Source organism: Acinetobacter sp. CIP 64.2 (genome assembly GCF_000369645.1).
Taxonomy (GTDB): domain Bacteria; phylum Pseudomonadota; class Gammaproteobacteria; order Pseudomonadales; family Moraxellaceae; genus Acinetobacter.
Window position 1 is genome coordinate 791,668 of record NZ_KB850121.1, and the last position, 13,205, is coordinate 804,872.

General features: G+C 40.6%; 11 protein-coding genes and 4 pseudogenes. 3 read left to right on the forward strand and 12 right to left on the reverse strand.

The genetic code is table 11. From position 1 onward, the window contains the following. Nucleotides 1-62 precede the first annotated feature (62 nt). Genes F895_RS12635 through F895_RS12625 form a run of 3 tightly spaced genes read right to left on the reverse strand, consistent with a single transcriptional unit; the run spans nt 63 to nt 3,415 of the window. Nucleotides 63-1,064 (reverse strand): HlyD family secretion protein, encoded by a 1,002-nt coding sequence (locus F895_RS12635; protein ID WP_005240098.1) that lies wholly within the window; start codon nt 1,062-1,064, stop codon nt 63-65. Between the two features lie 58 nt (nt 1,065-1,122). Further along, the gene (locus F895_RS12630; protein WP_004656235.1) at nt 1,123-1,329 is read right to left on the reverse strand and encodes a DUF1656 domain-containing protein; all 207 of its coding nucleotides are present in this window, start codon (nt 1,327-1,329) and stop codon (nt 1,123-1,125) included. Then, nucleotides 1,322-3,415, reverse strand: a complete 2,094-nt coding sequence (locus tag F895_RS12625) for an FUSC family protein (protein ID WP_005240101.1) — start codon at nt 3,413-3,415, stop codon at nt 1,322-1,324. The genes F895_RS12630 and F895_RS12625 overlap by 8 nt, the downstream gene beginning before the upstream one ends. Nucleotides 3,416-3,845: 430 nt before the next feature. Here F895_RS12625 and F895_RS12620 point away from each other — a divergent pair, with 430 nt between their 5' ends. Beyond that, a complete protein-coding gene (locus F895_RS12620; RefSeq protein WP_005240104.1) occupies nt 3,846-4,625 on the forward strand; it encodes an IclR family transcriptional regulator in 780 nt (259 codons plus the stop codon). 207 nt (nt 4,626-4,832) lie between these two features. Here the strand turns inward: F895_RS12620 and F895_RS12615 are convergent. From F895_RS12615 to F895_RS12580, 8 genes and pseudogenes are all read right to left on the reverse strand, one after another. Further along, nucleotides 4,833-5,399 (reverse strand): annotated as a pseudogene (locus F895_RS12615) (hypothetical protein); the annotation flags it as partial. A 54-nt stretch (nt 5,400-5,453) separates the two neighbouring features. Continuing rightward, nucleotides 5,454-6,386 (reverse strand): IS5 family transposase, encoded by a 933-nt coding sequence (locus tag F895_RS12610; protein WP_000743262.1) that lies wholly within the window; start codon nt 6,384-6,386, stop codon nt 5,454-5,456. A gap of 55 nt (nt 6,387-6,441) precedes the next feature. Beyond that, nucleotides 6,442-7,044 (reverse strand): annotated as a pseudogene (locus F895_RS12605) (hypothetical protein); the annotation flags it as partial. Nucleotides 7,045-7,158: 114 nt separating this feature from the next. Beyond that, nucleotides 7,159-7,746, reverse strand: a complete 588-nt coding sequence (gene pgsA / locus F895_RS12600; protein WP_010590272.1) for a CDP-diacylglycerol--glycerol-3-phosphate 3-phosphatidyltransferase — start codon at nt 7,744-7,746, stop codon at nt 7,159-7,161. A 103-nt stretch (nt 7,747-7,849) separates the two neighbouring features. Beyond that, nucleotides 7,850-8,647: a thioesterase family protein gene (locus tag F895_RS12595; protein WP_005240111.1), complete on the reverse strand. Its 798-nt coding sequence runs from the start codon at nt 8,645-8,647 to the stop codon at nt 7,850-7,852. A 103-nt stretch (nt 8,648-8,750) separates the two neighbouring features. Beyond that, nucleotides 8,751-10,550, reverse strand: a complete 1,800-nt coding sequence (gene uvrC / locus F895_RS12590; RefSeq protein WP_026040239.1) for an excinuclease ABC subunit UvrC — start codon at nt 10,548-10,550, stop codon at nt 8,751-8,753. Between the two features lie 151 nt (nt 10,551-10,701). Next, a complete protein-coding gene (locus tag F895_RS12585) occupies nt 10,702-11,643 on the reverse strand; it encodes a hypothetical protein (RefSeq protein WP_005240115.1) in 942 nt (313 codons plus the stop codon). A gap of 140 nt (nt 11,644-11,783) precedes the next feature. After that, nucleotides 11,784-12,059, reverse strand: a pseudogene (locus F895_RS12580) (PH domain-containing protein); the annotation flags it as partial. Between the two features lie 83 nt (nt 12,060-12,142). On the opposite strand from F895_RS12580, the gene F895_RS12575 reads away from it, so the two are divergent. Beyond that, nucleotides 12,143-12,547 carry a transposase family protein gene (locus F895_RS12575; RefSeq protein ID WP_000669095.1) on the forward strand — a complete coding sequence of 135 codons (405 nt, stop codon included), beginning with the start codon at nt 12,143-12,145 and terminating at the stop codon, nt 12,545-12,547. A 37-nt stretch (nt 12,548-12,584) separates the two neighbouring features. Beyond that, nucleotides 12,585-12,977, forward strand: a pseudogene (locus F895_RS19380) (transposase family protein); the annotation flags it as partial. Between the two features lie 25 nt (nt 12,978-13,002). Here the strand turns inward: F895_RS19380 and F895_RS19875 are convergent. Continuing rightward, the gene (locus F895_RS19875) at nt 13,003-13,143 is read right to left on the reverse strand and encodes a hypothetical protein (protein ID WP_155757824.1); all 141 of its coding nucleotides are present in this window, start codon (nt 13,141-13,143) and stop codon (nt 13,003-13,005) included. Between the last annotated feature and the right edge of the window lie 62 nt (nt 13,144-13,205).

The window sequence follows — 13,205 nt, forward strand, 5'->3', positions numbered from 1 at the left end:
ATTGTATAAAACATAAAACAACACTCTTAATCCCAAATAAAATCTTTAAGCCAAGCTCTGAGTTATTTCTCGATAATTCGAACCGTTGCCGTACGCCCTGAAACAAATGCCAGCGGATTTTGTGGTTGTTCATCCAAGACAATTTTCACAGGTACACGTTGTGCCAAACGCACCCAACTAAAGGTTGGATTTACATTGGCCAATAAATTCGAACTACCCGAACGTTCACGATCTTCAATCCCGGTTGCGATGCCTTGTACATGGCCTCGAATGCGTTGCTTATCTCCCATCAACTGGACAGTCGCAGCATCACCAACATGAATACGGTTTAATTTGGTCTCTTCAAAATACCCCACAACATAGAGCTGATGGCGGTCTAATAAAGCCGCAACGGCTTGCCCCACCTTCACATAATTGCCAACCCGCAAATCGAAATTCGATAAAGTCCCATCTGCAGGTGCGACCACTTCAGAGCGATTCAAATTCAGTTGCGCCAAATGTAAATTGCTATTGGCCACTTCAATCAAAGCTTGCTGCTGTTGAATCGCGGCATTGGCTTGTTCGATGCTCGCAGTTAATTGCTCACGCTCGGCTACGGCTTGATCGCGGGTTGCAAAAACTTGATCTTGTTCCTGTTTTGAAATTGCACCATCCATCAAGCTGGCATAACGTGCTGCATTTTTCTCTGCCAGTTTCATATTGGCTTCAGTTTTCACCAAACTCGCCTTTGAACCTGCCAGATTTGCATGCGCTTGCGCCAAACCGGCTTTGGCTTTGGCAAGGTCGGATCTCGCTTGCTCAACATCCAAGGCCTGACGTGCGACATCAATCTTGAACAGCACTTGCCCTTTCTTCACGGTTTGGTTGTCTTGCACCAACACTTCAGTGACCAAACCATTCACATCGGAAGCGACCTGAATCACATCTCCCCGTACACGTCCATCCCGTGTCCACGGTGCGGCATTGTAGTAATTCCATAAATGCACGATGGCGTAAACAGCAATCACAACTGCAACGAGCAACACCATAGGACGTATAACTTTGCGCACATCAAATGCATTCATGTTGATGACCTCTACTACATTTCTTGACATCATTAAATTTTAAAATCAGCATCTTGTCTCAGGCCCATAGCCAAACAAAGAGACAATGCACCAACAGCATCAGCCCCAAGTAAAAGCACAAGTTAAAAATGCTGGGCAACGCGATCCAGCCTTTGATGACCAAACGATCAATCAAGGGGCTGAGCAACTTAAACAGTACATAGGCAATAATGGCTTGTACCAGAAGGATTGGGATATAAATCCCGTAAAGATTCATTTCACCCATGAACTACCCCTAAACCAGATCTGTCCGAATCCATCTCTTGTATCGAGATATGACCAATACTTTCGCAAATATTATTCAGTGAAATGAGCAGTCGTTGCCGCAATTGCAGGTCTTCAATCTGCTGGGCAATCCCCTGTAAGCTTTCAATTTGCTGCACAATCTGCGTTGGAAAATGATGAATCGACAGTTGCTTTTCTTGTGCCTGAAAATAGTCTGCAAGCTGTTGCTGTAACTGCTTCAATTCATATTGTAGTTGCTGCAATTGCGGTAATTTTTGACTAATTTCCTGCAAACGAACTAAATCAACAATCGAACTGCTTTCAACCAATGCATTTTGAATCGCTGTTTTCACTTCAGGATTCTGCACCATTTTGCTATTCAATACCCCGACACGGTCTAACATACTGCGTAAGTGAATTTTAAAATCACTACCATAAGACAAATGCAAGGCTTGACGCATGGCTTGGTAATGCAAAGCTAAAATGCGTGTCGCACTGGTATCTGGTGAAACAGCACGTACCAAATCAATCACAATCAGAGACACCAAAACGCCTAACACCATGGCAAAGGAACTGTCCAGATAAGACACTGCATCCATGGTGTATTTGTTATGCAGATTTAAACCCATCATGGTATTAATTCCGAGTACCATCCCCACAGGCATCAGCATTTGATTAGCCATCATGGTCACGGCAACCAGAAATACCGGAAATAGCACCAATGCCAATTGCCAGAAATGTGTCACATGCGGAAAGATTCCAAAGGCATAGACAAATACCAAAACTGCCGAGACGATACTGCCCCAGATAAAGATACGTAACACTGGCACTGGATTATCCAAAGCCGTTAAGATACAAGCGGTAATCGCCCCCATCTGTGCCATCATAAAACCGGCTTTCCAACCTGACAGAATCCAGGCGGCAGTCACAATAAAGGTAATCAATACCGCGCTAATCCCCCCACGAATCGCAATGCCATGATCACGATGCAAACTTGGATATTTGGTGGTAATGGCGGTAATTTCAGAAGGAATCTCTTTGTTGCCCTGCTGAATCTGCTGCCAGATCAATTTCACCGCCAACATATTGGCAATGAAATGGCGAACATCCATCTTCAAGGCACCCAGTACAATTTGCTGTTCAGCCGTAGCTTGCGCAATCAGTTCGGCAAAATCCTGTTCAAATTTCATGGGTAAACTTTGCAAATCACTGGCTTTCACAATGCGCTCTTGCTTTAAAAAAGCCAATGTATCCTGACGTATGCGGTCTAAATGCGGTGCCAGATTACTCAGTTGCATCTGTTCCAGCTGTTTGACCCGTTGTGACAGAGCCACAAGATTGGCGACCACCAAAGACACCTGATGCAACATTTCCTGCAAAGTCTTGGTCATGCCTTTTAGCTCACCTTTTTCATAAGCCAAATGCACGGCCAAAGCATGAATATCTGCGGTATCACGGGTAATTACCGACAAGATTTGGGTATAGTTTTCCGGGCTGTCTTGAACGGTAATTAATTTTTCAAAGGTACTTTCCAGATCATTCAGGGTTTTATTGACCCGCTGTTTAATCATGGCTCCAACATGTACAGGAAAAAAAGTCGCTGACACCACGGCAGTGGCAATCACTCCGACAGAAATTTCTAGCACGCGTGCCAAAGCAATATCAAAAATATTATAGGTATCGATATAGGTAATGGCATTGTAAACGATCATTGCAGTGGAATAACCCGCCAACATAAAGACATAGCTTCTTGCCGTGCGGTCTAGCAATGAGACGTATAGGGCAAAACCCACCCACAATGACAAAATAAGGGTAAATAACCACGGTGTATTAATAAAATGAGGCGTCAGCAGCAAAGCAATGATTGCTCCTGCTACCGTTCCCACCAAGCGATAGACACACTTTGAAGACACCATACCCGAATAGGGACTGGCAATAATCAACACTGTACCAATCGACCACATCGGATTAATCAAATCCAGTTCAAACGAAATAAACAGTGCCAGCATGCCTGCGACGAATGTTTTGCACGCAAAGATCAGGTCAAGTCGACTCGGTCTAAAAGCCAACAACTGTTTAAATAGCATGAATATGTCTCTGTTCAGCGTCAGTTTGATCACTCATGGCATCACTAAAAAAGTGACAAGCTATCCTGACTGATTTGAAATCATTCAGACCAGGGCAATCAATGTGAGTAAAACTGGATATAGGGAGTGATACGCAATGTTGGCTATTTTCAGGAATTTCTGCCTAAAAATAATTATCCACATAAGACATTGCGTAGCTTATTTTTTCAAAATAGAGTAAATTAGTCAACATAAATTATCACCATTTGATAATTTTTAATTTTAATCTAAAATAATCGCGACAAAATTTGATGTTTTTCTCAACATCAGCGTTAATTTATTGATCTCGGATGATCAGGTTTAAAAGTACATACCCGATCTTTCGCTTTTCTGTTATAAAGCAATAAAAGTTCGGTTTTCACGTTATTTTGTAAGGAGTAGGCATCCCATCATGGCCATTTCGAGTTTTGGTAAAATTCTTACTGTACTGGATTTATTTTCAGTTTCACGTCCGATTATCAATGTCGATATCATTTGTGATGAGCTTGCGCTATCCAAACCTACCGCCTATCGTTATCTCAAAGAACTAGTCTCGACGGACATTTTAAAACGTATCAGCGGCACCTCGGGTGACTATACGCTCGGCTCCAAAATTGCCGTTTTAGATTATATTTCTCACAGCACTGACCCGTTGATTCAAATTAGTATTCCCTTTATGCGTGATATCGTGGAACGTACGGAATTGTGCTGTTTATTGACTTATTTAAATCATGATTATTGTATTGATCTACATCATGAAACCTTTAAAGATGCAGAATTACTTTCATTTGGCCGAGGTTGCCCACGCCCCGTCTATGTCGGCGCGTCACCCAAAATCGTGATTGCACACTTAACCAAACAACGCATTCAAGCCTACTATCAGCAGTTTTCGAAAGAATTAGCACAAGTCGGATTTGCACAGACGCAGGATGAGTTTACTCAACAGATGCGCAAAATCAAAAAACAAGGGTTCTACTTATCACAAGGTGAGATTGACCCTCAACTTTGCAGCTTGTCAGTTCCGATCCGTTTTTCAAACAAAGAAGCGCCGATCGCGCTCACCTTAGTGGCATCCAAGAATCGTTTTGACTTTATTAACATTCAAAAGCTAATTGAAATTTTGCAAAATAATGCGACTCAAATTGAACATAAATTTGCAACACTCTCAGAGAGCCAAGCCAACCCGATTTGAGAATTTTAAAAAACATTTACATTTTATACCGTTGTAAATATCAATAAATTCTCATATGATGATTATGTTCTTCAGCATACTCTCCCAAAAGAGCATGACTTTCCTCAGAGAACTAAGCTCATCGTTGTATGGGCTTTTTTCTTTTCTGTGCATTCATTAAAGAAGAAAAAGCCTTCTAAAAAGAAGGCCTGAATAATGGGATATGGATCAACAGATGATTTTTTGAATCAGTTTGGCTTCAACCAACATCTGTTCCGTCTGATCGGCAGTCATCAAGACCAAGTGTTTTCCATTCGAATACAAAACTGAACCTTCAATACCCAACAATGCATACCCCAGCACCCCCCGCTTGAGTACTTTTTGCTCTCCTGTTTTGGAACATTGAATCAGTTCCCAACTCCTTGGAATGACGCCTGCAAATTTTTCTCCAGCACTTTGATTCTGCTGCAAAGTCTTTTGTAGCTTAATTAAATTACCTTCCACAAAAAGTTCTTCTTCTGACTTTTGTCTCAACTTCGCAGGATTACTACCCGAGGTTGATTTCAATGACTCACCTGTATAACGTTGTGTAAAGAAATCCAACCAACCAAACACGGCGCGAATAATTTTAAAGGGTGCTAATACAATATCTTTCAGTGAGTTACCACTATAGTTCTTATTTTTATAAGGACGTTTAAGATAATATAACTGCCCAGCCGCATCAATCTGCGGTTTGTAGTAATCGTAACGCGGGTCAGCAATAATCGTTTCCAAATCACCTGTTTTCAGATTCAAATGGCTTTGTTGCACAAAGATTTGAAAGGCAAAGCGCCCCTAATTGAGCCAAATTTAAGGCGTAACTTGGGTAAGTGGTCGACCTAATTCCGTAAATCTGTTGAGGACTGCTACACGTGCATGAACCTCATTGACTTGGCTATCAAAGCTCCTTGCACTGAGTTTATCTCTTAATAATTTGATGCAGTGCATTTTAGTCTCAACCAAACTTCGGCGATGATAGCCTGACCATTTTTTCCATAGTGTCCTACCTAAACGTTTAATTGTTCGAAGTAATTCATTTCGCTCTAGCGAGCTACTCTTTGTATCTTTCCATGGTTTCGCATTTTTTCTAGGTGGAATCACCGCATGTGCTTGCCGATCTGCAATGACCTGACGGCATTGCTTGGTGTCATAAGCTCCATCGGTATAAACAGAGTCAATCTGCTCATCTTGTGGAATCTGATTAAGTAAATCACCAAGCACCTGTGAATCACAGACATTATTGGTTGTGAGCTGAATAGCGCGTATTTGTAGGGTTTTGGCATCTATACCAATATGTAGTTTACGCCATTGGCGACGATATTCAGCTCCATGTTTCTTGCGTTTCCATTCGCCCTCACCTAGAAACTTCATCCCTGTAGAGTCTACGAGTAGATGCAGCCCATCGCTACTTTTTTGGTAGCTGATTGCAATATCAATATGCTTTTGTCTTCTACAAAGCGTACTGTAATCTGGTGCGGTCCAATTTAATCCGCAAAGTTTAATCAGACTTTGCACAAAGCCAGTGACCATACGTAAAGATAGACGGAATAAGGATTTAATCATTAAGCAGCATTGGATGGCTGCGTCGGAGTAGGTTTGATTTCGCCCTTGTTTGCCTTTTGATGGAGCATACCATTGCGTAGCAGGATCAAACCAAAGGGCAATATTTCCGCGATTAATGAGTGCTCGGTTATATGCGGGCCAATTGGTTGTGCGGTAGATTTTGTGTGTAGGCTTCTTCATTTGAAAATTATATCGCTGAAAAAGCCTTTACAGATAGGTTTGTGCAACAAAGCCGATTCAAACGACAAATTTCTTTCGGACCAATGCTCATTCCTCCTTGTTGGTCATACGCAAAGCCGCAGCTGTCATAATAAATAAGATCTGGATTTTGCGGATCAAAACATGGATGCTGATCCTGACAATCACCTTCCGTAATATATTGAATCCGATTGGAATCTAAACCTAAAATGCACAGATGCTGCTCATAAGCATAGCCTTGACTGGCCGATAAAATCAGTCTTTTATGCTGCGTATCATAAGCCATATGATGAATAATGAACTCGTTATTTCTTAATACCAATGCCTCAGGTTGCTGTGGATCTAAGAGTGATTTGATGTAAATCGCACAACCATCCTGCAATTGCGCTGCATAAATCACATGCTGATCATCCGTTAAAACCGCATCGACAGGATAAACATTCCCCAACTCATCTTGCTCGTTATAATTCGCAACACCCATGAATTGTGCCCCCGTGCCTGAGGTTTTCCATTGCTTGCGCTGCTTGATTTCTTGTAAATTTTTCTTGTACTGACTCACCGCATGACAATCTATCGTTTGTGCTTTTTGGCCATGCAAATGATGTAAGACTTGGTCTGATAAATATAATACTGATGACATTGATGTGTGTTCCCAACTTATCATTTTCAGCACTCAGCTTAGTCCAATCAGACATCGTGAGTGCTGTTTTCTCTAATTTTTATTTAAATTTACGTCAACTGGTGGACTTGCCCTCTAAGGCTGTTTCAAATACGGCCAAGCGGCTTTCATATAAATAAACATCGACCATAGCGTTAGAATAACAGCGGCGTACAGTAAGGCATAGGCCCAAATTTCCAATGGTTTCCAGTTCAATAAGAACACACTAATCGCAATCATTTGAAAAGCGGTTTTATATTTACCAACGGTTGATACCGCAACACTGGTACGTGCTCCTAGTTCAGCCATCCACTCACGTAGTGCAGAAACCGTGATTTCACGGGAAATAATCACAATCGCAGCAAAAGCCATTGAAATGGTTGGTTGCCATTGCACCAATACAATCAGCGCAGCTGCGACCATCAATTTATCTGCAACTGGATCCAAAAAGCGCCCAAAGGCTGAGGTTTGATTCAATGTTCTTGCCAAATAGCCATCAAACCAATCGGTCACAGCTGCAAGCACAAAAATTGCAGTCAGTACCATATGGCGCATCATTCCCCCATGATGCTCGGCAATTCCAATTGCAGGTGGCCAATAAGCGATGGCCAAAAACACAGGAATAAGGGCGATACGTGCCAAAGTTAAAATATTGGGAATGTTCAGGATTTGCCCTGTACTCATAAACACCGCCATGTTGTTTGCACTAAATATGCATGTTGCACAAAGGATGTGCTGAGATTATCCATGTGTAAGCAACTTTATACGAAATGCACCGCAGTGTCGACTAGGCAAAAACGGCAACTGTCTGTCTAAGCACCGCAATTAAACGGTTTTCAACATCCCAAATATAGGCATATTCAGTGGAATACCCATGTTCTGCATATTCAGTAATGACTTTATATTTTAGCCAGTCTTGAATTTGACCGTTAACTGGTTGCAAGTAGGTAATTTGCCAAGTTAAGGAACTGGCAGGTGCGGGCGTCTTGAACATCGGTAGTACCCCAGGCGGCCAGACATCCATTAAAGCAAACAGATCGGCCAATTGCATCTCACGATTGGGATGCAAACTTGCTGCAAACCGTCCCCAGCCCCCAAAGTCAGGAACTTTACTGCCTGCCATTGGATAACTGCCTTCGGCCCAACACAATTCAAACTGTTGTAAACACTCAGGCATTAAGCCTTCGATATAAAAAGTTTTATCCAGTTGTTCAGCCGTTGGATAATCAGGCACTTGCGGTAAATTCTGGACATGAATACGCGATTCACGTTGTAGACCAAAACTGGCCACCAAAATGCTTTGTACCGCATCATCCTGCCAAAGTCGGACTTCCAGAGTCGTGACGGACTTTCCTTCTCTCAATACTTCGGCACTCAGTCTGGCTTGTCCTTGCTGTACAGGACCGACAAAGGTGACATTACAGCTTAACAATTGCTTTGCTGCATCGTGTACCGTACTCATCGCCTTTTGGATCATTAGTCCAGCAATCAGACCGCCAAATACGGTACGCCCCTGTAACCAACCTGATGGAATATCAATCCATTCATGTTGTTCAACCTGTTGATAGAGCGGAAGCAAGGCCATCATTTTTCCTTCGTCATCGAAATACCCTATCTTTGAACGTTTTAACGCATTTGTGAATGATCGTTTACGCGGCAATATGGGAAGATTATGTCAATTGGTCAAATTATTCATGCAAAATTTTATAAATGGTTCTGGCCAACACCTCACCCAGTCCCGGAACCAAGGTCAGTTCATTTTCCGATGCCTTTAACACCCCTTGTATACCACCAAAATGCGTTAATAAATCGCGACGACGTTTCGGCCCAAGGCCTGGAATAGCTTCCAGAACCGAACTACTACGGCGCTTGTCACGCTTGGCACGATGCTTGGTAATGGCAAAACGATGCGCTTCATCACGGACCTGTTGAATCAAATGCAAAGCTTTATGGTCCTCTGGCAACTGAATCTTGGTACCATCGGTAAAATGCAGCGTCTCTAATCCGGGTTTACGCCCTTCACCTTTAGAGACCCCAATCATAAAGGCATCCAGTTCAAGCTCCTGCATGACCTCCATTGCCATGTGTAATTGTCCTTTACCACCATCAATCAATAATAAATCTGGCAACATATTCTTTTTATAGCGACGAATTAAGGCTTGGCGCATGGCGGCGTAGTCATCACCACCCGTAATGTCCTGAATCGCAAATTGGCGATAATCACGTTTTCTTGCGCCGCCCTGATCAAACACAACACAGGAGGCGATCGGGGCTTCACCCATAGTATGGCTGATATCAAAACATTCAATTCGGTCGATCGGACGCCCCACCACCTGTTCAAGTTGATGAAAGCGTTCATTCAGTTCCAGATGATTACTGAGTTTACCTTTAATCGCATGTTGCACATTCATTTGTGCCAGCTCTAACCATTCGGCACGGGTCTCTCGTACTTTATGTTTAATCTGCACTTTTTTATTAAAGGTCTGCTGTAAGCCTTCTTCCAACTGCTGCTGATCTGGCACCGCAACATTGACAATGAGTTCTGTCGGTACTTCATCTGCCACTTGGAAATAAAAATTGGCCATGAAATCACTGAGCATTTGCCCCAAATCATCGCCCAACATATCTGGGAAATAGCTTTTCCCCCCTAGCATTCGCCCATTACGCACATACATAATTTGCACACAGGTTACCCCTGCCTGATAAGCAATTGCCAGAATATCGGCCTCACCCTTGATTTTAAACACTGCTTGCTGCGCCTGTACTTCACGTAACAAGGCGAGACGGTCACGATAGAACACTGCTTTCTCGAATTCCAGCGCTTCAGCTGCCTGTTCCATTTTCCCAATCAATTCTTGATTCAGCTCTTTGGTATCGCCTTGCAAAAAGCGGATGGAGTTATCGACATCTTCCTTATAGTCTTTTGGGCTAATCAAACCGACACAAGGTGCGGTACAACGTTTAATCTGATATTGTAGACACGGACGTTTGCGTTGTGAAAAATAGCTGTTTTCGCATTGACGCACATTAAACAGTTTCTGTAACACCAGTAAGGTATCCCGCGCACTATAAGCACTTGGGTACGGTCCAAAGAACTTGCCGATATGATGCTTGCCTTTACCCCGTCCACTGGCAATACGCGGATAGGGTTTATCTGATGAGACAAAGATATAAACGTAAGATTTATCGTCTCGCAACATGATGTTATAAGGCGGGCGATGCAGCTTAATCAGATTTTGTTCGAGTAATAAGGCTTCGGTTTCAGAACGCACCACCAAGCTTTCAATATCATAAATACGGGCGACCAAGGCCTGTGTTTTTGGATGCTCGATGGTTTTTACAAAATAGCTCGAGACACGGTTTTTCAGATTTTTGGCTTTACCGACATACAATAACTCCCCATCCTTCCCCAGCATTTTATAAACGCCAGGTAACTGAGTCATATGTGCCAGTATTTTTTCAATGTGTTCTCGAGCGTTTGGGTTCACAGACTACTTTTAACTTTGGATAATGACTAAATGATGTAGCTTAAGTATCCATTTTTCAAGGCTACAATTGACTCAATTTAGATATCGTCAAAGTTTATTTTGCTGATCTTCTATCTAGGAGCTTACCCATGAAATTATTTTTTAAGGGGTTCTATAAATAATGAGGCTCCCAAATTACCTCTCCATTAAGCTCTTTTAATAAAAAAAGTATATCTGATGAGAACATTGCCGCCTTAAAAGCTGTTTCATTCATATAATCACATGCCAAATTATCCATTTCGACTGCAAAGGTTTCACTTAATGGGTGATAAATCCCCCAATATTCTTTATCGTTAATATTTAGCTTTACATTTGCTCTTTCGGGTTCATCGCTATCCGTTTTAAATTGTACCCAAGTTATGTTATTCCACTGACCAGATCTCTGAATTTCAGAATCCTCATTAACATGACGGATGATCTTTTCTGAATAGAATTCAATATATTCCTGACTACTTTCGGCAACTTGTTTTTGCCAACACACTGATCCTTCAGGAAATTTATTCGAAGCGCCATAACCTATCCCTAGTATTGCTGCCATTGTTTCTGCTGTTGGGCTTTTACTTATTGAATGCATTGGATTATTTTTATCACTTTTTATGGGCAAGCCAGAAACATCAATTTTCTTATACTTCCACGATAAAGTTAGTGGTTTCAAACCAACATAATTACTTACCGTATAGTGTAGATTTTCCCCATCAAATTCAGCATTTTCTCCTATTAAAAATTGAGACTCATGCAATTGTGGTGGCATCGTTGTCGACATGCTATCTTCGGTGAGAAAACTTCTTAATTTTTCTGTTTTAAAAATAGGTTTACCACTATATTCTACAAAAAATTTTTTATTTAAATCAAAAGAATAAGTCTTATAATTCACATAAATTGCAGAATAAATTAAAAGCGAAATAATATCATACTCTCCGCTAAAACTATCTATAGCATATATTTTAGAGGGTCTTTGGTGATCATTTAGCTGAGCAACTGATGAACTCGGCCCCTCTCCACCACACGCAGTTAATCCAAGAATAGACAGGCCTATCAACAATCCTTTTTTCATTCTTTTTTCTCAAAAATTTATATTCATCATCATTTATCCAATTGATATAATATCAAAAAAAAACAAAGCGTAATAAATAAGCATAAATTTAAAATATAGTTTTTATCCAAGTTTCAAAAAATAGAATTAGGGATGCACCTCTAAATTACTTGTAATGCCTGACAAAAAGCTTGTTTATCTTTAGGTGAAACCAAAATATGGCTTGTAACTCCATTTTTTTGATAATCAATGCGTAAACGATCTAAAGATAAAGCAGGAGATGACATTAAATTATGACTCACAGAGATTTTGAGGATGTCTGACTTATTAATCTGCCATTTAAACAACATCGAACGGATAATTAAATGATGTTCGGTCACAATATAACGGGTATTCAATATCGGCCACCACAGACATGCAATCGTTAGAAAATAGACTTCCGTCATAAATCAAAAAACGTACAATTTATTTGATCTTAAATTAATCAGCAAAATTATTTAATTCAAGAGATAATCCTTGGATGAAATTCAAAGATATTCAAAAATTATCAAACGTTAAGTTTCGTAGGCTTACCGGTGTTAGTTGGGCTACATTTAACCTCATGTTGGCCGAGCTAAATAAGCATTTACCTCGTCATATTGGTAAAGGACGACCGCATAAATTACCGTTGGAAGATCGTTTGCTCTTATGTATAGAATATTGGAGAGAATATCGAACATTTTTCCATCTTGGTATGAGTTACGGTGTATCTGAAACGAGTGCAATTCGTATCACACGTGTTATTGAAGATACCTTAATCCGTTCTGGAAAATTCAACTTGCCAAAACAACTTCCTAATCGAGATGAAGTGGATTGGGAAGTTGTTGTGATTGATGCCACTGAAATATTAGTTCAACGTCCAAAAAAAACAGAAGAAATGGTATAGCGGTAAAAAAAAGCGACATACCTTTAAATTTCAGCTATCTATGCACTATATAACAGGTGAAATACTGAGTGTATGTGGAAGTCATGGAAGCATGCATGATTTTAAAATATTTAAAAAAAGCATGAGGAAATTAAAATTTAAGCCCTTTTTTATCGTTGATAAGGGTTATTTAGGGATAAAGAAATTGGGTTTTGGATGCCTCATGCCATCTAAAGCAAAGAAAACTGAAAAACTAGATTCTGAATTAAAAAAGTTAAATAAAGAGATTGGTCGTAGACGAATTCAAGTAGAGCATGTATTTGGAAGGATGAAATGTTTTAAGATTTTATCTTGTGTATATAGAAATCGTCGTAAAAGATTAAACCTGCGGTTTAATTTACTTGCTGGCATATACAATTTAGATTGGGTGAAAGATAAACAATTAAATTGATTGAAAAATGATTTATGAAGGAAGTCTAATGTACAACCGTATGCTCAGGATATTGCTGTAGCGTACCTTTAAGATACATCGTCCATAACAACTGCAATGACAAACCTGTTATTGCGATCACGATTCCCCACAGCCACCAATCAATTTTAGAACGAAATGTTTGCATAGATTTTTTCACAATCAATTGTGATGAATTAAAACTATTCTATGCCATATTTTATAAAAAAA

Coding starts and splice junctions, on each gene's coding strand:
- F895_RS12635 (WP_005240098.1), bottom strand. CDS start 1,064: ATGAATGCATTTGATGTGCGCAAAGTTATACGTCCTATGGTGTTGCTC.
- F895_RS12630 (WP_004656235.1), bottom strand. CDS start 1,329: ATGGGTGAAATGAATCTTTACGGGATTTATATCCCAATCCTTCTGGTA.
- F895_RS12625 (WP_005240101.1), bottom strand. CDS start 3,415: ATGCTATTTAAACAGTTGTTGGCTTTTAGACCGAGTCGACTTGACCTG.
- F895_RS12620 (WP_005240104.1), top strand. CDS start 3,846: ATGGCCATTTCGAGTTTTGGTAAAATTCTTACTGTACTGGATTTATTT.
- F895_RS12610 (WP_000743262.1), bottom strand. CDS start 6,386: ATGAAGAAGCCTACACACAAAATCTACCGCACAACCAATTGGCCCGCA.
- pgsA (WP_010590272.1), bottom strand. CDS start 7,746: ATGAGTACAGGGCAAATCCTGAACATTCCCAATATTTTAACTTTGGCA.
- F895_RS12595 (WP_005240111.1), bottom strand. CDS start 8,647: ATGGCCTTGCTTCCGCTCTATCAACAGGTTGAACAACATGAATGGATT.
- F895_RS12585 (WP_005240115.1), bottom strand. CDS start 11,643: ATGAAAAAAGGATTGTTGATAGGCCTGTCTATTCTTGGATTAACTGCG.
- F895_RS12575 (WP_000669095.1), top strand. CDS start 12,143: ATGAAATTCAAAGATATTCAAAAATTATCAAACGTTAAGTTTCGTAGG.
- F895_RS19875 (WP_155757824.1), bottom strand. CDS start 13,143: ATGCAAACATTTCGTTCTAAAATTGATTGGTGGCTGTGGGGAATCGTG.